The organism is Pseudomonas sp. SZ57, assembly GCF_009495975.1.
GTDB classification, from domain to species: Bacteria; Pseudomonadota; Gammaproteobacteria; order Pseudomonadales; family Pseudomonadaceae; genus Aquipseudomonas; species Aquipseudomonas syringae.
On the sequence record NZ_WIBD01000027.1, the window covers coordinates 67,650 to 90,436 of the forward strand.

The 22,787-nt window shown below is 61.1% G+C and carries 15 protein-coding genes and 1 pseudogene; 5 read left to right on the forward strand and 11 right to left on the reverse strand.

What is annotated here, in order from left to right; all coding sequences use genetic code 11:
- Positions 1–36: 36 nt before the first annotated feature.
- Genes nhaA through hutC form a run of 3 tightly spaced genes read right to left on the reverse strand, consistent with a single transcriptional unit; the run spans position 37 to position 2,566 of the window.
- On the reverse strand, positions 37–1,212 hold the full coding sequence (gene nhaA, locus GE543_RS22160) for a Na+/H+ antiporter NhaA (RefSeq protein ID WP_103689070.1): 1,176 nt from the start codon (positions 1,210–1,212) through the stop codon (positions 37–39).
- A 50-nt stretch (positions 1,213–1,262) separates the two neighbouring features.
- On the reverse strand, positions 1,263–1,859 hold the full coding sequence (locus GE543_RS22165) for a HutD family protein (RefSeq protein WP_153222383.1): 597 nt from the start codon (positions 1,857–1,859) through the stop codon (positions 1,263–1,265).
- A complete protein-coding gene (hutC, locus tag GE543_RS22170) occupies positions 1,856–2,566 on the reverse strand; it encodes a histidine utilization repressor (RefSeq protein WP_161420743.1) in 711 nt (236 codons plus the stop codon). Before hutC ends, GE543_RS22165 begins: the two co-directional genes overlap by 4 nt.
- A gap of 204 nt (positions 2,567–2,770) precedes the next feature.
- On the opposite strand from hutC, the gene GE543_RS22175 reads away from it, so the two are divergent.
- Positions 2,771–4,135: a formimidoylglutamate deiminase gene (locus GE543_RS22175; RefSeq protein ID WP_153222385.1), complete on the forward strand. Its 1,365-nt coding sequence runs from the start codon at positions 2,771–2,773 to the stop codon at positions 4,133–4,135.
- 180 nt (positions 4,136–4,315) lie between these two features.
- Here the strand turns inward: GE543_RS22175 and GE543_RS22180 are convergent, their stop codons facing one another.
- From GE543_RS22180 to GE543_RS22205, 6 genes are all read right to left on the reverse strand, one after another.
- On the reverse strand, positions 4,316–4,894 hold the full coding sequence (locus tag GE543_RS22180; protein ID WP_003304589.1) for a lipocalin family protein: 579 nt from the start codon (positions 4,892–4,894) through the stop codon (positions 4,316–4,318).
- A gap of 3 nt (positions 4,895–4,897) precedes the next feature.
- Positions 4,898–5,152 (reverse strand): outer membrane protein assembly factor BamE, encoded by a 255-nt coding sequence (bamE, locus tag GE543_RS22185; RefSeq protein ID WP_003304592.1) that lies wholly within the window; start codon positions 5,150–5,152, stop codon positions 4,898–4,900.
- Between the two features lie 251 nt (positions 5,153–5,403).
- Positions 5,404–6,414 (reverse strand): class 1 fructose-bisphosphatase, encoded by a 1,011-nt coding sequence (locus GE543_RS22190; protein WP_003341445.1) that lies wholly within the window; start codon positions 6,412–6,414, stop codon positions 5,404–5,406.
- 133 nt (positions 6,415–6,547) lie between these two features.
- A complete protein-coding gene (locus GE543_RS22195; RefSeq protein ID WP_178118657.1) occupies positions 6,548–7,897 on the reverse strand; it encodes a DUF3999 domain-containing protein in 1,350 nt (449 codons plus the stop codon).
- Between the two features lie 26 nt (positions 7,898–7,923).
- Positions 7,924–10,737 carry a DUF2339 domain-containing protein gene (locus GE543_RS22200; protein WP_371927227.1) on the reverse strand — a complete coding sequence of 938 codons (2,814 nt, stop codon included), beginning with the start codon at positions 10,735–10,737 and terminating at the stop codon, positions 7,924–7,926.
- Positions 10,738–11,004: 267 nt separating this feature from the next.
- The gene (locus tag GE543_RS22205) at positions 11,005–13,455 is read right to left on the reverse strand and encodes a glycogen/starch/alpha-glucan phosphorylase (RefSeq protein WP_003403097.1); all 2,451 of its coding nucleotides are present in this window, start codon (positions 13,453–13,455) and stop codon (positions 11,005–11,007) included.
- Between the two features lie 280 nt (positions 13,456–13,735).
- Between GE543_RS22205 and pip the strand changes: the two genes are divergently transcribed.
- The 4 genes from pip (at position 13,736) to mdoH (ending at position 19,966) form a co-directional block, all read left to right on the forward strand.
- A complete protein-coding gene (gene pip / locus GE543_RS22210) occupies positions 13,736–14,707 on the forward strand; it encodes a prolyl aminopeptidase (RefSeq protein ID WP_153222387.1) in 972 nt (323 codons plus the stop codon).
- Positions 14,708–14,746: 39 nt separating this feature from the next.
- Entirely contained in the window at positions 14,747–15,184 is a 438-nt protein-coding gene (gene dtd / locus GE543_RS22215; protein WP_024662891.1) for a D-aminoacyl-tRNA deacylase, read from the forward strand.
- 263 nt (positions 15,185–15,447) lie between these two features.
- Positions 15,448–17,391 (forward strand): glucan biosynthesis protein G, encoded by a 1,944-nt coding sequence (locus GE543_RS22220; RefSeq protein WP_024649753.1) that lies wholly within the window; start codon positions 15,448–15,450, stop codon positions 17,389–17,391.
- The gene (mdoH, locus tag GE543_RS22225) at positions 17,384–19,966 is read left to right on the forward strand and encodes a glucans biosynthesis glucosyltransferase MdoH (protein ID WP_060400360.1); all 2,583 of its coding nucleotides are present in this window, start codon (positions 17,384–17,386) and stop codon (positions 19,964–19,966) included. The genes GE543_RS22220 and mdoH overlap by 8 nt, the downstream gene beginning before the upstream one ends.
- A gap of 775 nt (positions 19,967–20,741) precedes the next feature.
- Here the strand turns inward: mdoH and GE543_RS28020 are convergent.
- Positions 20,742–21,617 carry a methyl-accepting chemotaxis protein gene (locus tag GE543_RS28020; RefSeq protein ID WP_371927229.1) on the reverse strand — a complete coding sequence of 292 codons (876 nt, stop codon included), beginning with the start codon at positions 21,615–21,617 and terminating at the stop codon, positions 20,742–20,744.
- A pseudogene (locus GE543_RS28025) lies at positions 21,600–22,769 on the reverse strand (methyl-accepting chemotaxis protein); the annotation flags it as partial. The gene GE543_RS28020 and the pseudogene GE543_RS28025, both read right to left, overlap by 18 nt.
- Positions 22,770–22,787 lie beyond the last annotated feature (18 nt).

Sequence of the window (22,787 nt, forward strand, 5' to 3'; positions counted from 1 at the left end):
AAACCCATCTGGATGCAGTGATTTGAAAATATTTTTTCAGGCCCGACTGAAACGGCTGCGCAGCAGCACAATTCCGCCAATTGCGGCCAGACCCGAGCCGATCAGTACGCCGACCTTCACCTCGTCGATCAGGTGTTGCGAGCCGGGGAACGCCAGGTTGCCGATGAACAGGCTCATGGTGAAACCGATGCCGCACAGAATCGCCACGCCGTACAGTTGCACCCAGTTGCTGCCCTCCGGCAATACCGCCAGCCCGGCGCGGATGGCCAGCACGGCGGCGAGAAACACGCCGATCTGCTTGCCCACGAACAGTCCCAGCGCAACGCCCAGCGGCACAGGATCGACCAGGTTGCCCAGGGTAATACCGGCCAGCGACACGCCCGCATTGGCAAAACCAAAGATCGGCACCACGGCGAAGGCCACCCAGTAGTGCATCTTTTCTTCGAGGAACAGCAGTGGCGAGCGGGCTTCTTCCTCGGGCTTGCCCATCGGGATGCACAGCGCCAGGGCGACACCGGCCAGTGTGGCGTGTACGCCCGATTGCAGGACGAAGAACCACAGCAGCGCCCCGAGCAGCAGATAAGGCAGCAGACGGCGCACGTTCAAACGATTCATGACGATCAGCACCGCCAGCGTCACGAAGGCGGCGGCCAGCATCGGCAGGTTCAGACCGGAGCTGTAGAAGAAGGCGATGATCGTCACGGCGCCCAGATCGTCGAGGATCGCCAGCGCGGCCAGAAACACCTTCAGCGAGGTCGGCACCCGATTGCCCAGCAGCGACAGCACGCCGAGGGCAAAGGCGATGTCGGTGGCTGCCGGGATCGCCCAGCCGCTCATGGTCTGCGGATTGCCCCAATTGATCGCGATGTAGATCAGCGCAGGCACCAGCATCCCACCCGCCGCTGCAAAGCCGGGCAGGGCACGTTGCCCCCAGGTCGCCAGACCACCGGCGAGGACTTCACGTTTGATCTCCAGGCCGACCATCAGGAAGAAGATCGCCATCAGCCCGTCGTTGATCCACAGCTCGACCGACAGGCCCAGCCAGACGCTGTGCAGGATCGAGAAATAGCCGGCAGACAGAGGCGAGTTGGCAACGATCAATGCCGCCAGCGCAGCGGCCATCAACACGATGCCGCCGGCTGATTCGGAGGCGAGGAAGCTGGCGAGGATGGCAATGCCTCTGGGCGTTTCCCGGTTCGGAACTTGAGTCATGGTCGTCCTTGAACGAAAAGCGGGTTTTATAAAGTGTGCAGACAGGCCGCTTACTGGCCTGTGGCGGTGAGCTCGATCAGGCAGCAACGGCTGGCGCGAGGTGATTCCAGTTCGACTTCAAGCAGACCGCCAGCGTTGTCCACCTGAGCGCAATCGTGTTTGCCTAGGATTTCCCACGGCTGACTGTCGACGCTGATCGCCACTTGCTCGGCCATGCTGAACAGCACCAGGGTGCTGGCTGAACTGAACAGGCGTTGCGGGTGACGCACGTCTATCCAGTGCAGGCGTGCAGTGTAGCGGTGTGGGGCGTAGATCAGGTTGAAATCGCGAATCGGCCCGTCCAGCAAGGTGCAATCGACCTGGCTGTCACCGCTGAATGCAAACGGGTCCGATGGCAGCAGCGGACGACTGCTGAGGCCATCCACGTCCAGCGCCATGCCCGCGCCCTGCAGGACGGTGATGATGCGTTGATAACCGGCGAACACCGAAAAGCCGCCCGAGGTTTCGATGTCGGCAATCGACAGCCGCCAGCCGAAACCGTCCAGATCCTGGCCGGCGTCGCGAGCGATTTCTTCCGTGCTGCCTCCGCCGTTCTTCCACGGCATGCGCGGATAGTCGGCGGCGCGCAAAATACGGGTCTGGCTCATTTGGTAAAGCGTCCTTCCAGGCGATGGCGGGAGCCGGGGTGGATCAGGCGCGCGGCGGTGACCGGCTGACGGCCTGACCAGGTACGGCGGCGAATCAGCAGGCAGGGTTCTCCCGCCTCTATCTGCAACAGCCGGCATTCATCGGCTTCGGCGAGAATCGCCTCGACCACATGCTCGCCTTCGGTGAGCGGCGCAACCTGCGAGAGGTAGGCGTAAGGCGTCTGCAGGGTAAAGTCCTGCCGGAGGTAGTCCGGAGCGACCTGGGCGTTCACGAAGCGGTCCTCGATCTGCACCGGGATGTCGTTCTCGTAATGCACGATCAACGAGTGGAAGACCCGCTGGCCTTCGCGCATGTCCAGCGCCAGGGCGCGCTCGGAGCCAGCGGCTTCCTCCTTGAGGACCATGACCTTGCAGGTATGGCGATGGCCACGCGCGGCGATCTCGTCGGCAATGTTGTGCACTTCGAACAGCGCCGACTGGCTCTTGGGCTCGGCGACAAAGGTGCCGACGCCCTGCATGCGCACCAGCAGGCCCTCGGCGGTCAGCTCGCGCAGTGCCCGGTTTATGGTCATGCGGCTGAAACCCAGCTGCGTCACCAGTTCGCTTTCCGACGGCACACGGTGGTGCGGCGGCCAGGTGCCATTCTGGATTTGCAAGGCGATCATCTGTTTCACGCGGGCGTACAAGGGTGCGGGACTTTCGCCCATCTGGGCTGCCAGGGAAGAAGCGGCGGGCGGAGTCGACACGTGGGAGTCCTTGTTGTTCGAGGCGGTGTTTTCGGGAGCATTCAGACGCAGCAAAGCGCTCACGCTAACCATTAACCTGCTGCTCGGCAAGCATGCAGGCGGTTTACCGGTCGCTCAAACGTCTGTATATGTATATACAAATTACAGTGATGAGGTGTGAAGTCAATGTCATCCTTCTTTGCCGAGCGCGCGTTACTCCCCGACGGCTGGGCCAGCAATGTGCGTCTGGAGGTCAGTCAGGACGGTATTTTGACCCGCGTCGAGGCTAATGCCGATCAACAGGGCGCCGAGAAGGTTCACGGGCCTTTACTGCCTGGCATGCCGAACCTGCACTCCCACGCGTTCCAGCGTGCAATGGCCGGGCTGGCGGAAGTGGCGGGCAACCCCAACGACAGTTTCTGGACCTGGCGCGACCTGATGTATCGCCTGGTGGGGCGCATCAGCCCGCAGCAACTGGGCGTTATCGCTCGTCAGCTGTACATCGAGATGCTTAAGGGCGGCTACACCTCGGTTGCCGAATTTCATTACGTGCATCAGGACAGCGATGGCAAGCCCTATGCCGACCCTGCCGAGCTCGCGCTGCAGATCAGCCAGGCGGCCGGTTCGGTCGGTATCGGCCTGACCTTGCTGCCAGTGCTGTACAGCCATTCCGGCTTTGGCGGGCAGGCTCCCAACGAGGGTCAGCGGCGTTTTATCCATAGCACCGACAGCTATCTGGATCTGCAGGCTCGTCTGCGTCCGGTTCTGGCGGCTCAGCCTGCGCAGCAACTCGGTCTTTGCTTCCACTCATTACGCGCGGTGACACCGCAGCAGATCAGTGAAGTGCTGGCGGCCAGCGACCGCCAGTGTCCGGTGCATATTCATATCGCGGAGCAACAGAAGGAAGTCGATGACTGCCTGAGCTGGAGTGGTCGACGCCCGCTGCAATGGCTGTATGAAAACGCGCCTGTGGATAACCGCTGGTGCCTGGTGCATGCGACCCATGCCGAGGCGGATGAAGTGGCCCTGATGGCGCAAAGCGGCGCGGTGGCCGGGTTATGCCTGACCACTGAAGCCAACCTCGGCGACGGGATCTTTCCGGCGGTGGACTACATTGCTCAGGGCGGTCGCTGGGGGATCGGTTCGGACAGTCACGTCTCGCTCAGCGTGGTCGAAGAACTGCGCTGGCTGGAATACGGCCAGCGTCTGCGCGATCAGCGCCGTAACCGGCTGTATCGCAGCGATCAGCCCATGGTTGGCCGCACGCTATACGACGCTGCACTCGCCGGTGGCGCGCAGGCATTGGGGCAGCAGATGGGTACGCTGCAAGTGGGTCAACGCGCTGACTGGCTGGTGCTGGATGGCAACGACCCGTACATCGCCACGGCTTCGGACGACGCCATCCTCAACCGCTGGCTATTCGCCGGTAGCGATCGGCAGATCCGCGACGTGGCGGTCAACGGACGATGGGTGATACGCGAGGGGCGACACGCCGCAGAAGAACAAAGTAACCGCGAGTTCGCCCAGGTGTTGAGGGAGTTGCTGGGCTGATGCAAGGGAGGACGCGGAGCACTCGGCGTTATCCACGAGTCCGCTTCTGCTTCTGGCCGAAGGCCGTGGGAGCGAACTTGTTCGCGAAGGGGCCGGAAAGCGTTCTGAAATTTATCGTTCGAACGACCGTCTTCGCGAACAAGTTCGCTCCTGCCGGGCTTAGCCAGAATCCCGATTCGGTTACTTCTCGCCCTTGCCGATCTTCGAGTCATCCTCGCGCCAGATCAGGCGTGAGGTGTCGTAGCCTTGCTGGCGGGCCTTGCTGAGCATGTCTTCCCTGACCGAGGCAGACACGGTCGGTGTCCGCGACAACAGCCACAGGTATTTGCGATCCGGGTTGCCGACCACCGCGGTGCGGTAGCCTTCGCTGACGTCCAGAATCCAGTAATCACCCTTGGCAACGCTCGGCAGCAGGCGCGAGAACCAGTTGTCGAACACGACCCACAGCTTGTCGGTCTTGCCCGGAACCTGCGGCGAGGCGGTCCCGGTGGCTTCTTCCCACTTGCCTTCAATCGTGCGGCAGCGGTTGGTTACCGCGATATTGCCGTCATCCTTGAGCGTGTAACGAGCCTCGGACTGAGCGCACTTGCGCTGGAAGAACATCGGCAGGCGGGCGATCTCGTACCAGGTGCCCTGATACTGCTTGAGGTCGACGCTGTCGACGGTCTTTGGCTCGAGGTTGTCAGCCGAGTGGGCAAAACCGATGGCCAAAAAGCTGGCCATGACACAAATTCCAAAACGTACCAGTACCTTGATCATGTGTTATTTCAGACCCTGGCCCGAAAACAGCACAACCTTGTCCGCTGCGTACTGCACGCTGATAAAGGTGTTCTGGTCGCCCCAGGTGCAGCTCGACATGCCCAGCGCACCGGAACATTCCGTCGGGCTGCCCAGCAAGGACTCGACTTGAGCCTTAGGCATGCCAGCGGACAGTTTAGAGTAGTTTTCCTGAGTGATCTTGCTGCAGGCAGCCAGCAGGACGCAGAACGAGATTAACGCGACAGAACGCAAGGACATGGATGTAGCTCCTGAACGGAAGGGGGTCGCGTCGCAGTGCAAGCCGGTGCAGTCTGGCGCTGGCGCAGTACCGCAAGCTTAGAAGAGAAAAAGGGAATCTGGTTCCCGGACGGCGCAAGGATTTATGCCGTGGATCAGATAGTTGGCCCGCAGAAGGGGCTGGGCGAAGGGCGGGCTGCCCGTTTTTCCGAGCATTGACTCACGCGCTGGTGATCGAGCATGGCCCGATCACCAGCGGTGCAGAAGACGTCTTACGCCTTGTGATACGCGGTGGCGCGCTCGACTTCTTCCTTGGAACCCAGGTACACCGCTACGCGCTGGTGCAGGCCTTCAGGCTGAATGTCGAGAATGCGCTGATGGCCGTCAGTGGACGCACCGCCAGCCTGTTCGACCAGGAAGGACATCGGGTTGGCTTCGTACATCAGGCGCAGTTTGCCCGGCTTGGAAGGCTCGCGGCTGTCGCGCGGGTACATGAACAGGCCGCCACGGGTCAGGATACGGTGCACGTCGGCCACCATCGCCGCGACCCAGCGCATGTTGTAGTTCTTTTTCAGCGGACCGTCTTCACCGGCCAGCAGCTCGCTCACGTAGCGCTGTACCGGGGCTTCCCAGTGGCGCTGGTTGGACATGTTGACCGCGAACTCCTGAGTGGACTCCGGGATGGTGATGTCTTCGTGAGTCAGCACGAAGCTGCCCATCTCGCGGTCCAGGGTGAAGCCTTTCACGCCATCGCCCAGGGTCAGGACCAGCATGGTTTGCGGGCCATAGATGGCGTAACCGGCGGCGACCTGTTCGGTGCCTGGCTGCAGGAAGGCCTTTTCATTCAGCGCTTCGTTCTGGCTCAGGTATTCGTTCGGGCAGCGCAGTACCGAGAAGATGGTGCCGACCGGTGCGTTGATGTCGATGTTCGACGAGCCGTCCAGCGGGTCGAAAACCAGCAGGTAGGCACCCTTCGGGTATTTGCCCGGGATCTGGTAGGCATTGTCCATTTCTTCGGACGCCATGCCGGCCAGGTGACCGCCCCACTCGTTGGCTTCGAGCAGAATCTCGTTGGAGATTACATCGAGTTTTTTCTGCACTTCGCCCTGAACGTTTTCGGTGCCCATGCTGCCCAGTACGCCGCCCAGCGCGCCTTTGGAGACGGCGTGACTGATTTCCTTACATGCGCGCGCCACAACTTCGATCAGGAAGCGCAGATCGGCAGGGGTGTTGTTGCTGCGAGTCTGCTCAATCAAGTAACGACTTAGTGTGACGCGGGACATGGATAGCTCCGAAAATAGGGGTATGAAAACCCGCGCAGTTTAACGCGAGTGGCGACGTAATACTGCTATGAGACTGGCTTAAGACTGTTTCAGTTCAGATGTCAGGCGAACCGCGCCTGACAGGCCGCCTGTTTCAGCGTTTTGCAGCGCGCAGCGTGCTGAACGCCATCCAGCCCAGAAACACCACGCCAAGCAGCAGCACGGCCCAAAGCCCCAGGCGTTTGAAGTCAGTACTTTGTGGCACGGCGATCGGCGCAGCGGACATGTTGGCCACAGCCGTTGTGGCTGGGCTCGCTGTGCCGAGAGTCGCGAGCTTTTCCGCACTCAGGTCAGGAATCAGCGTGGCCAGCGACAGGTTGGCAGCCTTGACGCTCGGGTTGCCGATCGCCAGGGTGAACGGCCCGTTACCGCGCGCCAGGAACACCACCTCCGTGGCAGGCACAGCCACACTCAACTGCGGCGCTTCACTGCCCAGTCCGCCGCCACGATCATCCACCACCAGCTTGAGCTGCTGAACGATGCGTCCGGACAGTTGCAGCTGGTCCTGCAAGACGTCGCTGTTGTTCTGCGACAAGCGATACAGCAGGCCGCTGCTGATCGGCTGCCAGGGCTGTCCGCTATCGAGCCGGCCGTAGAGCGTCGCCGGTGCCAGGCTGTTGGGCTGGGTGATGTCGATCTTGACGCGGCCTATCGGCAAGCCGGTGGGCAGTTGCCAGACATACTCGTTGGGGCTTTCGACGCTGCCCTTGACCGGTGGCGACCAGGTCAGCGGCGTGGCCGGAGTGTCGCTGCTGGCACTCAGCAGGTGCGCAGAGATCAGCAGCGGCGCACTGTGCGGGGAGCGCCACAGCAGGCGCAGATAGCGCGCGCTCTGGCCGGGCAGGCCGACTTCGCGCTGTTCGACCACTTCGTCGGCAAACGACAGCCGTGCAACCTGCCCCTCGCCCCAGTTGCGCCAGTGCTGCAGGTCGTCACTGGCTTCGATGCTGAAGTTCTGGAAGCCCTCCCGCTCGGTGCTCCAGTCGATGACCAGTTGTTCCAGCGGTGCCTTGATTGCGCTGGTGTCCAGCAACCAGCCGCGCAGCACTTCTTCGCCTGCTTCGATATCGCTTTGTGGCTGGACCTCGATCACGCTGCCGTTGCTGGAGCGCTCGATACGGATGACCGGTGCGGTGTCGCCCGCCTCCTGTGTGCTGTACAGGGCGAACCAGTTGACTTCGATCGGCGTCGGCTCCTGTTCGGGCGCGGGCTGGCGCGGCGTGATCGAGTAAGCCTGCGGCTGGCCCTCGGCATTGAACACGCGTACATCGCTCAGATCGGTCTGCCGGGCATTCAACTGGACGGCAAGCGGCAACTCGATGCGATACCACGGTCCTTCGCCGCTCAGGCTCAGCGGCGTCTGGCTGGCGAAGTCCGCCGGTTTGTCCTGGGCGAGGGCGGTTATCGCCGTGCACAAGGCCAGGCCAAGCACGGCGATCTTCATGGCAGGATGACTCAAGAACGGTTTCCTCATAGCGTGTCCGGTGCGGCAGTCGGGCCTGGGCCGGGTTCTTCGCCGACCTCTGTGACAGAGTGTTTCGGCGGTAAAGGTGCGAAATATCCCACCACCAATAGCAAAATGCCAACACCGATGAACGAGACGATGCGCTCCATGCCGCCGCGGTTGCTCAGCTCGACGAAGAACAGCTTGACCACCACCACCCCGATCAACGCTGCGCCGCCCAGCCACAGCTGGCGGTTGGAGCGCATGTGACCGCCGATCATCAAGGCCAGTGCCATCAGCGTCCAGACTATCGACAACCCGGCCTGGACGCGCATCGAGTCGAGCAGCGCCCCGGTGTTCCATGGCACATCAGCCCAATGATGCGCCGTGCGCATGACCATTGCCGTAACCAGCGCGAAGAGTGACGCGCCAGCCACCAGCAAGGCAGCGTCACCAAGGCGCATGACGTGTTTGCGCAGCCACAGGCAGACCCCGGCCAGTGACAACAGCAAACCGATTTCCAGCGGGTTGAGCAGCGGAATATACGGCAGTGGATCCGCCGCGCCGTCGCTGAAGGTATTCGCCAGCCAGAACCACGCCAGCATCAACACCGCCAGCGGTGCAGCGGCCCCGAGGTGATAGGCCTCGGGGCAGGCTTTTACCGGCCACGGCCATTGGCGCGTCGAGCTCATCGCCAGGAGGAACAGGCTCGGCACAATCGCCCAGCCCAGCCAGCGCCAGGCGTTGTAATGTTCGGACAGTTGCAGCAGGCCGAAGCGCAGTTCCAGTGCCAGCACGGCGATGATCAGCAGGCAGCCCACGGTGTGAGCGACGCGTCGGGCGAGGATGGATTGCATGCCGGTCAAATGGCGCAGGGTCAGCAGATGCACGGCGAACACCGCCATCCAGGCCAGCCAGCCCAGGTCGCCTGCCGGATTGTTTCGCAGGTCCATCGAGATCATCAGCAAGGCTGCGCTGATTGGTGTCAGTGCGCTGCACAGCGCGGCCAGATCCTCCCAGCGCAAGCGGATGGCGAGTGCGGCCCAGAGCGCCACGCTGAGCGCAAGGGCTAGCAAAAACGCTGCAGCCAGATAGGCCTCTGGCGCGTGCAGCATCACAGCGCTGGTCAGCGAGACCATCCACCAGAACGCGCCCCAGATGACCAGCAGTGTTCGAGCGGTGCGCTGATCGATGAGGGTCAGCGAATTGAGGCGGAACACGCACCAGGCACTGACCATGGCTGCGATGGCCAGGATCATCGGCGTCCAGTAATCATTGGCAAAGGCTTGCGGCGAGCTGTCGGTGCCGCCGCTGATCAGAATCGCGCTGGCGCCCAGTTGCAGCAGCAGGCCGAAAGCCTGTGCCAGCCTGCGCTGCTGACGCAAGCCCAGCCAGAAAATCGCCGCGCCTTCCACGGCCCACGCGCTGGTTGTCCACTGCGAACCCAGGCCCAGCGGGATCGCCAGCGTGGCAAACACCACGCCCAGCGCCAGGCAGGTTTCCATCAGCAAAGCGGTTTGGCCTGGCGCACGTGCTGCCAGCCAGCGTGCCAGCGCCATGTAGATCAAGCCCAACGCAAGCGCGCTGAACGCAGCGCCGAACTCCAGATGCTCGACCAGCGCATATTGCAGGCCGAAGCCGACTATCGGCGTGCCCAGCAACAACGTGCCGTCGACGTAATCGCCCTGGCGCGCAGCCCAGCGCAGCATGGCGTCGCGAGTGTGGTCGGATGGCGCGCTGTCCAGCTCCAGCAGTTTGCGGCGGGCAAACAGCAGACCGATGGCCAGATACATCAGGAAGAACACCATCAGAAAGGGCTCGGTGCTCCAGAACAATGCCGGTGTGTAAGCCTGCAGGCCCCAGGCGAAGCCGATGCCGAAGGTGCCGAAGAAGCCGATCAGGTTGAGAATGCGCCAGGCCTTGAACCAGGCGATGGCGATGATGCCTGCATTGAGCAGGGCAAAGTAACTGAACAGCGAGATATGGCTGCCTTGCCCGGTCGAAGCCAGCAACGGTGCCGCAAAGCCGCCCAGCGCACCGGCGCAGGCGAGGGCCAGCGAGTTCTGTGTCAGCGCCAGAATGGCTGAGAAGCTGGTGATTGCGACCAGCAGCGCGAAGCCCAGCGTCGGGTCCAGCAGGGTGTGCAGTTTCATCGCGGCGAAGACAGTCAGGTACAGCACCCCCACACCGGCGCCTTGCAGCATCAAGGCGTAAGGACCGTTGCGCATCCGCAGCCACCAGCCCAGACCGAGCAAAGCCATGGCGCTCGCGGCCACTGCGGCGTAGCGCGCTTCAATCGGTACGACCATGCCTTCGGTGGCATAGCGCAGCAGAAACGCCAGGCCGAGGAACAGCACCACGACACCCACGCGCAGCACGGTATTACCGCCCAGCAGCCAGTCTTTTGCGGCGTTGATCGCGCTGTCCAGCGGATTGGCTTTTGCTGCCCTGGTTGGCTGCAGGTTCTGCGGGGCGGGCTCGACAGGCGTTGCTGCCTGCGGCGCTTCGTCCGGCAGGTCCCAGATCAGTTCGGGGCCGTCGGTGGGTGCTTCGACAATGATCGCATCGAGTGGAAGCGGTGCAGGGGCCTGCGCAGGCGGCACGCCGGGCGCGGACTGACGTTCGAGTGCGCTCAGGCGCTGTTGAAGGGCATCGAGGGATTCGCGGGTTGCGAGCAGTTGCTGCAGCTGATCAGCGGATTGCCTGCCAAGCAGACGCACGCGAATGCCGGCCCAGAAAACCCAGCCCATGACTGTACCCATCAGCGTACCGGCCCACTCGTCATAACTGAGCGAGTAGCCCAATAGCGCACCGCCCACCACCAGACAAATCCAAAGCACGCGACGACATCCTTTTCGATGTGTGAAGGTTCATCAGGCGCAGTATATAGGGGCGGGCGGACATCGCTTGTAATGTTTTGAGCCGGGGGCACCAGAGTCTCTGCAGGACTGAGGCAGATCCTTGTGGCGCTTGTGGGAGTGAGCTTGCTCACGAAGGCGTCGTTTCGAGCGCCTTCTTTGCGCAGACCTTAATGGCCTCTTCGCGAGCAAGCGAAGCGTCGCCCGGCTCGCTCCCACTGGGGTTGTGAGTCTGTTCAGGCTATGACGTCACTCCAGCGCCTTCCAGATGTCTCCGGCGTACTCGCGGATGGTCCGGTCCGAGGAGAACCAGCCCATGCGTGCGGTGTTGAGGACCGCCGAGCGCCACCATTCCTTGGAGTCGTGCCAGCGCTCTTCGACCTTGGCCTGGGCTGCCCAGTACGAGTCGAAGTCAGCGCAGACCAGGAACCGGTCATACGCCAGCAGCTGATCGATCAGACCCACATAACGGTTCGGATCATCCGGCGAGAACACACCGCCACGGATCGCCTGCAGCACATCGTTCAAGCGTCCGGAAGCGGCCACGTCGTCATGCGCGCTGAATTCACCTGCCTGCTTGCGGGCTTCGACCTGTTGCGAAGACATACCGAAGATGAACATGTGCTCCAGCCCGACCTGCTCGCTCATTTCTACGTTGGCACCGTCCAGCGTACCGATGGTCAGTGCGCCGTTGAGGCCGAACTTCATGTTGCTGGTCCCGGATGCTTCCAGGCCTGCGGTGGAAATCTGCTCGGACAGGTCGGCCGCCGGAATGATGCTCTCCGCCAGGCTGACGTTGTAGTTGGGCATGAACACCACTTTCAGCAGACCGCGTACGGTCGGATCGTTGTTCACGGTCCGCGCGATGTCGTTGGTCAGCTTGATGATCAGTTTGGCCGAGTGATAGCTGGCCGCCGCCTTGCCGGCGAAGATCTTCACCCGTGGCACCCAATCGGTCCCCGGCTCGGCCCGAATGGCCTGATACAGGGCGACGGTGTGGAACAGGTTCAGCAGCTGGCGCTTGTACTCGTGGATCCGCTTGACCTGAACGTCGAACATCGCGGCAGGATTGACGGCGATGCCCAGGCGTTCATGAATGATTGCCGCCAGCGCACGCTTGCTGTGCAGGCGTTGATCGGCCATCTGCTTGCGGAACGACGATTTCTCGGCGAACGGCTCGAGCTCCTTGAGGCGCGTCTCGGCGTTGTCCAGAACATCCTCGCCGAGCGACTCGACAAGCATCTCGGTCAGTTTCGGGTTGGCCTGGAACAGCCAGCGGCGGAAGGTGATGCCGTTGGTCTTGTTGTTGATCCGCTCCGGATAGATCTTGTGCAGCTCGGCGAACACGGTCTTGCGCATCAGTTGCGTGTGCAGCGCCGAAACGCCGTTGACGCTGTGCGAGCCGAGGAATGCCAGGTTGCCCATGCGTACCCGACGACCGTTGTCTTCTTCGATCAGCGACACGGCACGCAGCACGTTGACGTCGTCGACGCCCTTGGCGCGCAGTGTGTCGATGTGCTGCGCGTTGATCAGGTAGATGATCTGCATGTGACGCGGCAGCATCCGCTCCATCAGGCCGACCGACCAGGTTTCCAGTGCTTCAGGCAGCAGAGTGTGGTTGGTGTAGCCGAGGGTGCCGACGGTGATTTTCCAGGCGGTGTCCCATGGGATGTTGTGGTTGTCGATCAACTGACGCATCAGCTCGGCCACGGCGATCGAGGGGTGCGTGTCGTTCATCTGAATCGCCGCGTGCTCGGACAGATCCGTCAGTGTGGCGTGCTGGTTCAGATGGCGGCGCAGCAAGTCCTGCAGCGATGCGGAAACGAAAAAGTATTCCTGGCGCAGACGCAGTTCCTGACCGGCTTCGGTCGCATCGTTCGGGTAAAGCACGCGGGAAATGCTTTCGGCGCGCACCACTTCGGCCACCGCGCCAAAGTGATCGCCAGCGTTGAAGCGTTCCAGGTGCAGGTCTTCTACTGCACGGGCGCGCCACAAACGCAGGGTGTTGACGCTCTTGCCGCGCCAGCCAACCACCGGGGTGTCATAGGCGATGGCCCGAACGGTCTCGCCCGGACGCCACACCTGACGCGAATCGCCCGCCTCGGTCGGGACGGTGTCGACACTGCCGCCGAAGCCGATGGAGTACACCACCTCAGGGCGTTCGAATTCCCATGGGTTACCGAAGTCCAGCCAGTTCTCGGTCTGTTCCTGCTGCCAGCCATCGACGATGCCCTGACGAAACAGGCCGTGCTCGTAACGAATGCCGTAACCATGACCCGCGATGCCCAGGGTCGACATGCTTTCCATGAAGCACGCCGCCAGACGACCGAGGCCGCCGTTACCCAGCGCCGCATCCGGTTCAAGCAGGCGGATACGCTCGATGTCCACACCCAGCTCGGTCAGCGCCTCGCGAGCGACTTCGAGCAGGCCCAGGTTACTCAGGCTGTCGTACAGCAGCCTGCCTATCAGGAATTCGAGAGACAGGTAGTAAACGCGTTTCTGAACCTTGCGATAGATCTGCCGCGTATGGTCCATCCAGTGTTCGACCATATGGTCGCGGGCGGCAAGGGCGACAGCTTCAAACCAGTCATGCTCAAACGCATGGTCGGGGTCCTTGCCCACCGAGTAGGTGAGTTTGGCGAGCACAGCGGCGCGAAAAGCGGCCACATCAGCGTCACGAACAAGTGGTTCCTGAGACATCGGTAAAACCTCAAGTAGTCTGACGAATGGAAAGCGGGATTCTTAGACTGTAGGCGTGTCGTCAATTATTTCCTGAAAAAAAGCGAAATAATTCATGGCATAGCTCTCGCTTCGACCCAGCGCGACGGCTCTGGTTCGCGCACCGGTGAAATTGGCAAAACGCTTGCATCGTTCGTTCCATCCTGATCAATGACGTGCAGCATGCTGATTCTTCGTTTCGGGTTTATGATGCCCCACGGCAGAATAATAGAAGCCTCTGAACTGGACTTATGGAGCACTTATGCAGACTTTGTACCCGCAGATCAAACCCTACGCCCGGCACGATCTGGCCGTGGAACAACCGCATGTGCTTTACGTCGATGAAAGTGGCTCGCCAGAAGGGTTGCCAGTGGTGTTCATCCATGGCGGCCCGGGTTCGGGATGCGATGCGCACAGCCGCTGCTATTTCGATCCCAACCTGTACCGCATCGTCACCTTCGACCAGCGCGGCTGCGGTCGTTCCACACCGCATGCGAGCCTTGAAAACAACACCACCTGGAAACTCGTAGAAGACCTTGAAGCGATTCGCGAGCACCTCGGCATCGACAAATGGGTATTGTTCGGCGGCTCGTGGGGTTCGACCCTCGCTCTGGCCTATGCACAGACCCATCCAGACCGCGTGCACGCGATGATCCTGCGTGGCGTATTCCTTGCCCGTCAGCAGGAAATCGACTGGTTCTATCAGGCGGGCGCCAGTCGTCTGTTCCCCGACTATTGGCAGGATTATGTCGCGCCGATCCCGCTGGACGAGCGTGACAATATTCTGGCCGCTTTCCACAAGCGACTCACCGGTCCGGATCAGATCGCCCAGATGCACGCCGCCAAGGCCTGGTCGACCTGGGAAGGGCGCTGCGCAACCTTGCGCCCCAATCCGCAAGTGGTCGATCGCTTCGCCGAGCCGCACCGTGCGCTGTCTATCGCGCGCATCGAATGCCACTACTTCACGAACAACGCCTTCCTCGAAGACAACCAGTTGATTCGCGACATGCCGAAGATCGCCCATCTGCCGGCAATCATTGTCCACGGTCGTTACGATGTCATCTGTCCGCTGGATAATGCATGGGAGCTGCACCAGAACTGGCCTGGCAGTGAGCTGCAGGTGATTCGCGAGGCCGGGCATTCGGCAGCCGAACCGGGTATCGCCGATGCGCTGGTGCGGGCCGCAGCAGAAGTTGCACGCAACCTGCTAGACCTGCCGCCCGAAGAAGCGTGACAGTCATCCGGTATTGGTTTTGAGTCTGGAAAGGCATCTATGAAAGGTTTGTTGCAGCGCGTGCGAAGTGCGCGCGTCGAGGTCGGCACCGAGGTCGTGGGTGCCATTGAACAGGGCATATTGGTGTTGGTGGGAATAGAGCCTCAAGACACCCGCGCCAGTGCCGATAAGTTGCTGCACAAGTTGCTCAATTATCGAGTGTTCAGCGATGCCGAGGGCAAGATGAATCTGTCTTTGCGCGAGGTGAGTGGCGGCTTGTTGCTGGTTTCCCAGTTCACGCTGGCTGCGGACACCAAAAGCGGGTTGCGTGCGGGCTTCTCTAAAGCCGCTCCTCCGGCGCTGGGTGCCGAGTTGTTCGACTATCTGTTGAGCCAGGCCAGAATCGCGCATCCCACGGTAGCGGCGGGCCAGTTTGGTGCAGACATGCAGGTGCACCTGATAAATGATGGCCCCGTGACATTTTTATTTGATACATAAGCTACGATTTCACTTTATCCCCCTGAATTCATCTGTCTTGCGGGAATAAATTTCTTTGTCATACCTGATGCGTTGTGGCGCGCGCTACTGGATAATCGCGCGCTACGGGGATCGACGCAGTTGGTCCATTTGGTATGACAAAAGCGGTTCTGACACCTGGTTGGGGAATCATTAAGCCCATTCGGAGTCGGAACAATGCTCGCCAACCCGGCATTGATAGCTGGCCGTTGGTTTTTTCATCTGTTTTTCGGCGAGGGTTGCTCGTGATTGTTAGTCCCTGTGATGCTCCAAAGACACCTGTCAAGCGGTTGCGTAGTGCACTTCTGGCAAGCTCGGCCCTTGTATGCCTGTTCAGTGCAGGTCAACTGTGGGCGTTCAACCTTGATGATGTAGCGGCTAAGGCCAAAGAAATGGCCGGGCAGAAGTTCGAGGCTCCGAGGAGCAATCTGCCGAACGAGCTGCGCGACATGAAGTTTGCCGATTATCAGAAGATCCGCTTCCGTGATGACAAGGCCGAATGGGCGGGTGAAAAGACTCCGTTCAAAGTGTCTTTCTACCACCAGGGCATGCACTTCGATACGCCGGTCAAGATCAACGAAGTGACCGCGACCAGCGTCGACGAGATCAAATACGACCCGAATCGCTTTGACTTCGGCGATCTGAAGATCGACCCGAAATCCACCGAGAAACTGGGTTATGCCGGTTTCCGTGTCCTGTATCCGATCAACAAGGATGACAAACAGGACGAAATCATGACCATGCTGGGCGCGAGCTACTTCCGCGTGATCGGCAAGGGTCAGGTTTATGGCCTTTCCGCGCGCGGCATGGCGATCGACACTGCCTCGCCGTCCGGTGAAGAATTTCCGCGCTTCAAGGAATTCTGGATCGAGAAGCCAGGCCCGGATGACAACCATCTGGTGATCTTCGCACTGCTCGACTCGCCGCGTGCCACCGGTGCCTATCAGCTGACCCTGCGTCCGGGTACCAACACCCTGGTTGACGTGAAGTCGCGCATGTTCCTGCGTGATAAGGTCAACAAGCTGGGCGTTGCTCCGCTGACCAGCATGTTCCTGTTCGGCGCCAACCAGCCTTCGCGTGTGCCTAACTACCGTCGTGAACTGCACGATTCCAGCGGTCTGTCGATTCAGGCGGCCAACGGTGAGTGGCTGTGGCGTCCGCTGAACAACCCTAAACATCTGTCCATCAGCAGCTTCTCGGTCGAGAACCCGCGTGGTTTCGGTCTGCTGCAACGTGGCCGCGACTTCAGCCAGTACGAAGACCTGGATGACCGTTACGACAAGCGTCCAAGTGCCTGGATCGAGCCGAAGGGCGATTGGGGCAAAGGGACTGTCGAGCTGGTCGAAATTCCGACTGCCGACGAGACCAACGACAACATCGTGGCCTACTGGAAGCCTGAAACGCTGGCAGAGCCTGGCCAGGAAATGGCGTTCGATTACCGTCTGCACTGGACCATGCAGGAAAACTCGATTCACTCGCCGGATCTGGGCTGGGTCAAGCAGACTCAACGCTCCATCGGTGACGTGCGTCAGTCCAACCTGATTCGTCAGCCGGACGGCAGCCTTGCCTTCCTGGTCGACTTCGTGGGCCCGGTGCTGGCCGCACTGCCGGAAGACAAGACCATTCGCAGCCAGGTGACGACTGACGACAACGTCGAGCTGGTGGAAAACAACCTGCGCTACAACCCGGTCACCAAAGGTTACCGCCTGACCCTGCGGGTGAAGGTCAAGGACTCCAGCAAGCCGACCGAAATGCGCGCTTACCTGTTGCGTGAAATCCCTGCCGAACCGGGCAAGGAACCTGCGCTGCTCGTGGCTGACAAGGCCGAAGAGAAGAAGGCCGCCGCCAAGGAAGCTGCCAAGCCGGCAGTCGCCAAGGAGTCCGCCAACGACCAAGTAGAAATCGCCAAGGCCGACGCGCCGAAGCCTGAAGCTGCCAAGCCTGAGACTGCCAAGTCTGAAGCTGGCAAGGCTGACGCAGCAAAAGCTGACGCAGCCAAAGGCAAAGGCGAAGTCGCCAAGGCCGATGCAGGCAAAGCCGACGCATCCAAGGCTGACGTAGCCAAGGACAAGGACGGTAAGGAAATTCAGCAGCCTGAAACCGAGGCAGCGCCCACCCATCCGGAACCGGCCAAGACGTTGCAAGTCATGACCGAGACCTGGAGCTATCAGTTGCCGAGCGATGAGTAATTCTCTACCGGTGCCAATGTCTCTGAACGAGTACCTGGCGCATTTACCGATGAGCGACGAGCAGCGGGCAGAACTTGCCGGCTGCACGACCTTCGCCGAATTGCATGAGCGACTGTCCGCGCAGCCGGTCACTGACCCTGCCGAGGCCGCTCAGGCTTCGGTGGGTCGCCGTCTGACGCTGACCACCGCAGATCAGCTGGAGGACGCCGAGATGCTCGGCGTCGACGCCAGTGGTCGCCTGTGCCTGAAGGCTACACCGCCGATTCGCCGGACCAAGGTCGTGCCAGAGCCATGGCGCACCAACATCCTGGTGCGCGGCTGGCGTCGTCTGACCGGCAAGGGCAATCCGCCCAAGCCCGAGCATGATGACCTGCCGCGGGATCTGCCGAAGGCGCGCTGGCGCACCGTCGGTTCGATCCGTCGCTACATCCTGCTGATCCTCATGCTGGGTCAGACGATCGTGGCTGGCTGGTACATGAAGGGCATCCTGCCGTATCAGGGCTGGTCGCTGGTTTCGCTCGACGAAATCACCCGTCAGACCTTTGTGCAGACCGCCTTGCAGGTCATGCCTTATGCCTTGCAGACCAGTATTCTGTTGTTGTTCGGGATTCTGTTCTGTTGGGTGTCGGCCGGTTTCTGGACCGCGCTGATGGGCTTCCTCGAGCTGCTCACCGGTCGCGACAAATACCGCATCTCGGGTGCCAGTGCTGGCAACGAGCCGATCGAAAAGGGCGCACGTACTGCGCTGGTCATGCCGATCTGCAACGAAGACGTGCCACGGGTTTTCGCCGGTCTGCGTGCTACGTTCGAATCGGTAGCTGCCACGGGTGACCTGGATCGTTTCGATTTCTTCGTGCTCAGTGACACCAACGAAACCGACATCGCCGTTGCCGAGCAACAGGCGTGGCTGGACGTGTGCCGCGAGACCAAAGGCTTCGGCAAGATCTTCTATCGTCGCCGTCGCCGCCGCGTAAAACGCAAAAGCGGCAACCTCGACGACTTCTGCCGTCGCTGGGGCGGTGACTACCGCTACATGGTCGTGCTGGACGCCGACAGCGTCATGAGCGGTGAGTGTCTGACCAGTCTGGTTCGCCTGATGGAAGCCACGCCGGACGCCGGTATCATCCAGACCGCGCCACGTGCGTCGGGCATGGACACGCTGTATGCACGCATGCAGCAGTTCGCTACCCGGGTCTATGGTCCGCTGTTCACCGCCGGTCTGCACTTCTGGCAGTTGGGTGAATCCCACTATTGGGGTCACAACGCGATCATCCGCATGAAACCCTTCATCGAGCACTGCGCCCTGGCGCCGTTGCCCGGCAAAGGCGCGTTCGCCGGTGCGATCCTCTCCCACGACTTCGTCGAAGCTGCGCTGATGCGCCGTGCCGGCTGGGGCGTGTGGATTGCCTACGACCTGCCAGGCAGCTACGAAGAGTTGCCGCCCAACCTGCTGGACGAACTCAAGCGTGACCGTCGCTGGTGCCACGGCAACCTGATGAACTTCAGGCTGTTCCTGGTCAAGGGCATGCACCCGGTTCACCGTGCGGTGTTCCTGACCGGCGTGATGTCTTACCTGTCGGCGCCGTTGTGGTTCTTCTTCCTCGTGCTGTCCACGGCCTTGCTGGCAGTGAACACGCTGATGGAGCCGACCTACTTCCTGGAACCGCGTCAGCTGTATCCGCTGTGGCCACAATGGCACCCGGAAAAAGCCGTTGCGTTGTTCTCGACCACCATTGTCCTGCTGTTCCTGCCTAAACTGCTCAGCGTCATTCTGATCTGGGCCAAGGGCGCGAAAGGCTTCGGTGGCAAGTTCAAGGTCACCATTTCGATGCTGCTGGAAATGCTCTTCTCGGTGCTGCTGGCTCCGGTGCGCATGCTGTTCCACACCCGCTTCGTACTGGCCGCTTTCCTGGGCTGGGCCGCGACCTGGAACTCGCCGCAACGCGACGATGACTCCACGCCGTGGATCGAAGCAGTGAAGCGCCACGGTCCGCAAACCCTGCTGGGCGCGTGCTGGGCCTTGCTGGTGTTCTGGCTGAACCCGAGCTTCCTGTGGTGGCTTGCACCGATCGTGGTGTCGTTGATGCTGTCGATTCCGGTGTCGGTGATTTCCAGCCGTACCAATCTGGGCGTCAAGGCGCGTGACGAGAAGTTCTTCCTGATTCCTGAAGAGTTCGAGCCGCCGCAAGAGCTGATCTCGACGGATCAGTACACCTACGAGAACCGCTGGCATGCGCTGAAACAGGGCTTCATCCGCGCAGTAGTCGACCCGCGACAGAACGCCCTGGCCTGCGCCCTGGCGACGTCGCGTCACCGTCAGGCTCAACCGATTGAAGTGGTGCGTATGGAGCGTGTCGATCAGGCACTCAAGGTTGGTCCGGCAAAACTCGGCAATCAGGAACGCCTGATGCTGCTGAGCGACCCGGTCGCCCTTGGCCGCTTGCACGAGCGCGTCTGGAGCGAAGGTCACGAAGAGTGGCTGGCCGCGTGGAGAGCTTCCATCGAAGCCGATCCGCATGCGCCTTTGCTGCCTTTGCAACCTGTAGGTAAAGCATCGGAGCCGGTCCCGGTCTAAACCGCCCGGCTACGAAAAGAGCCCCCGACGCTTAGCGCGTCGGGGGCTTTTTTATTGCGTCTAGTGGTAAAGACCCGCGCAAGCGAGGGGTAGGAGCGAACTTGTTCGCGAAGACGCTCGCTCAGGCGATGCATGTTCGGGAAGCTTGGCGGCCCCTTCGCGGACAAGTCCGCTCCTACGCCCGTTGGGCAGAATCAACGGCCTCCTGCCCGAGGGGTAGGAGCGAACTTGTTCGCGAAGACGGTCGTTCAGGCGATGCATGTTCGGAAGGCTTGGCGACCCCTTCGCGGACAAGTCCGCTCCTACGCCCGTTGGGCAGAATCAAAAACGGCCTTCTGCCCGAGGGGTAGGAGCGAACTTGTTCGCGAAGACATTCGCTCAGGCGATACATTTTTGGAAACCTTAACAGCCCCTTCGCGGACAAGTCCGCTCCTACGCCCGTTGGGCAGAATCAAAAACGGCCTTCTGCCCGAGGGGTAGGAGCGAACTTGTCCGCGAAGACGGTTGTTCAGGCGATACATTTTTGGAAACCTTAACGGCCCCTTCGTGGACAAGTCCGCTCCTACGCCCGTTGGGCAGAATCAAAAACAGCCTTCTGCCTGAGGGGTAGGAGCGAACTTGTTCGCGAAGACGCTCGCTCAGGCGATGCATGTTCGGAAAGCTTGGCGACCCCTTCGCGGACAAGTCCGCTCCTACGCCCGTTGGGCAGAATCAAAAGCAGGCTGGTGTATAACGCCAAGCGTTCCAGCGTCGGAATCCTTGCGTCGCAGATCTATCAACCCACCCTGAATTTCCCCACCAGTGTCTGCAGGTGCGTTCCCAGTCTGGCGAGTTCGACGCTGGAGGCGGCGGTTTGTTCGCTGGCTGCGGCGGTCTGTTCGGAGATGTCGCGTACGCTGATGACGTTACGGTTGATCTGTTCGGCGACCACGCTCTGTTCCTCGCTGGCGGTGGCGATCTGTTCGTTCATGTGCTGGATCGTCGCCACGGTGCGGGTGATCTGCTCCAGCGCGCCACCCGCGCGACGGCTCAGTTCAACCGTGTTGTCGGTCAGGGTACGGCTGTTATCCAGCGTGGTTGCGACCTGTTGAGTGCCGGTTTGCAGGGCGGCGATCAGCTCTTCGATTTCCTCGGTAGACTTTTGCGTGCGTTGCGCCAGCCCCCGAACTTCATCGGCAACCACCGCGAAACCGCGCCCGGCCTCTCCCGCGCGGGCTGCTTCAATGGCCGCATTGAGGGCCAGCAGGTTGGTCTGCTGTGAAACAGACTTGATCACGTCGAGAACGCCGACGATCTTGTTGCTTTCCTGCTTGAGCGCGCTCATCGACTGCGTGGAGTTCAGCACCTCGCGAGCCAGCTGCTCGATCTGAATGATCGCCTGCCCGACCACTTCATCGCCACTGCGCGCCTGTTGATCCGCCTGAGCGGCCGCCTGCGACGCTTCCTGCGCATTGCGCGCGACTTCCTGCACGGTTGCGGCCATTTCATTCATGGCCGTCGCCACTTGGTCTGTTTCGTCTTTCTGACTGGTGACCCCGGTGCAGGTCTGCTTGGTCACCGCTGACAACTGCTCGGCCGCGCTGGCGATCTGCGATACGCCCTCGCTGATGCCGCCGACCAGTTCGCGCAGGCTGACGGTCATGGTCTGCATGCTTCCTTGTAACTGACCCATTTCGTCACGGCGCGTGACCGATATATCCCGGCTCAGATCGCCCTGAGCGACGCGTGCTGCGGCAATGAGTGTCTGTTGCAACGGCACGGTGATCTGTCGGGTCATGATCCAGGCGGCAAGCAATCCGATCAGCAGTGCCAGGCCTGCAACACTGCTCAGCATGGCGCTGGAGTTGGCCGCCTCGCTGTCGCGCTGCTCAGTCTGCAGGCGGTTCAGCGCCGCGACGGAGTCCAGCAGCGCTGCGCCAAGACCCTCCATGATTTCCTGATCCGCTTCGGCCTTGGTCTGGATCTGCTTGAACTCGCCGAGCCGTTCCCGATAACTCTGCAGGGCGGCGGTCGCGGTTGTCAGGCCCTGAAGGCTTTCGTTGCCCTGATCCTGAGCGATCTGTCCGACTTCCTTGAGCGCTTCGTCAATGGCTGCTATGGCTGCGCTTTCATCTGCGTCACGGGTGGTGAAGGTATACGTCTGCACCTGATAACGAGCGGTCTGGACCTGCTGTCTCAATTGCGAAATGTTGGTGAACTCCTCCATCCGCTCGCTGCTGTCCTGTTCCTGGCTGACGCTTTTGAGTACCTCTACTTCAACCTGCGCGATGGCCTGCAAGGCCTGTTCGGACGTCTGCTCCAGGCGCGCGCGTATCTGGTTGCGGGTTTGTCGGTTGATGCGAACGTCCGCAAAGGTCTTTTCCAGCCTGTTCAGCATCTCGAACTGGCCGTTGAGCAGCTTGATGGTTGCCTGCTCCTCACTCTGTTTGTGCAGCAGGGTGAGCTGGGCTTTCATTTCATTGAGCTTTTCTGTAACCAGCGCCGTGCTCTCCGGCGTTTTCTGGACGCGGTCGGTGATTCGCTCGGCGCGCAGGTCTTTGGTCAGACCGTTGAGCTGGGCGATGTCCGAGAGCGACTCCGAGCGGTCGATCATGGTGTACAGGCCATGCCAGCCCGTCAGTGTGATGATCAGCGTCAATAGCAGCACCAGGCCGAAACCCAGGGACAGCTTGAATCTGACGTTCATGTTGCCGAGCGCTTGATTGATCAGTCGGAACATTTGAATCTCCTGCAATGAGCGAACAAAAGCACGTTCCCAACTCGTCGGGACGTGCGTTGTGAGCGCATCGGCGTGGCGATTCATTGCGTGACCTGAGAAGGC

Excerpts from the sequence above, each read along its gene's own strand:
- nhaA (WP_103689070.1), bottom strand. The coding sequence starts at position 1,212 with ATGACTCAAGTTCCGAACCGGGAAACGCCCAGAGGCATTGCCATCCTC.
- GE543_RS22165 (WP_153222383.1), bottom strand. The coding sequence starts at position 1,859 with ATGAGCCAGACCCGTATTTTGCGCGCCGCCGACTATCCGCGCATGCCG.
- hutC (WP_161420743.1), bottom strand. The coding sequence starts at position 2,566 with ATGGGCGAAAGTCCCGCACCCTTGTACGCCCGCGTGAAACAGATGATC.
- GE543_RS22175 (WP_153222385.1), top strand. The coding sequence starts at position 2,771 with ATGTCATCCTTCTTTGCCGAGCGCGCGTTACTCCCCGACGGCTGGGCC.
- GE543_RS22180 (WP_003304589.1), bottom strand. The coding sequence starts at position 4,894 with ATGATCAAGGTACTGGTACGTTTTGGAATTTGTGTCATGGCCAGCTTT.
- bamE (WP_003304592.1), bottom strand. The coding sequence starts at position 5,152 with ATGTCCTTGCGTTCTGTCGCGTTAATCTCGTTCTGCGTCCTGCTGGCT.
- GE543_RS22190 (WP_003341445.1), bottom strand. The coding sequence starts at position 6,414 with ATGTCCCGCGTCACACTAAGTCGTTACTTGATTGAGCAGACTCGCAGC.
- GE543_RS22195 (WP_178118657.1), bottom strand. The coding sequence starts at position 7,897 with ATGAAGATCGCCGTGCTTGGCCTGGCCTTGTGCACGGCGATAACCGCC.
- GE543_RS22205 (WP_003403097.1), bottom strand. The coding sequence starts at position 13,455 with ATGTCTCAGGAACCACTTGTTCGTGACGCTGATGTGGCCGCTTTTCGC.
- pip (WP_153222387.1), top strand. The coding sequence starts at position 13,736 with ATGCAGACTTTGTACCCGCAGATCAAACCCTACGCCCGGCACGATCTG.
- dtd (WP_024662891.1), top strand. The coding sequence starts at position 14,747 with ATGAAAGGTTTGTTGCAGCGCGTGCGAAGTGCGCGCGTCGAGGTCGGC.
- mdoH (WP_060400360.1), top strand. The coding sequence starts at position 17,384 with ATGAGTAATTCTCTACCGGTGCCAATGTCTCTGAACGAGTACCTGGCG.
- GE543_RS28020 (WP_371927229.1), bottom strand. The coding sequence starts at position 21,617 with ATGCAGACCATGACCGTCAGCCTGCGCGAACTGGTCGGCGGCATCAGC.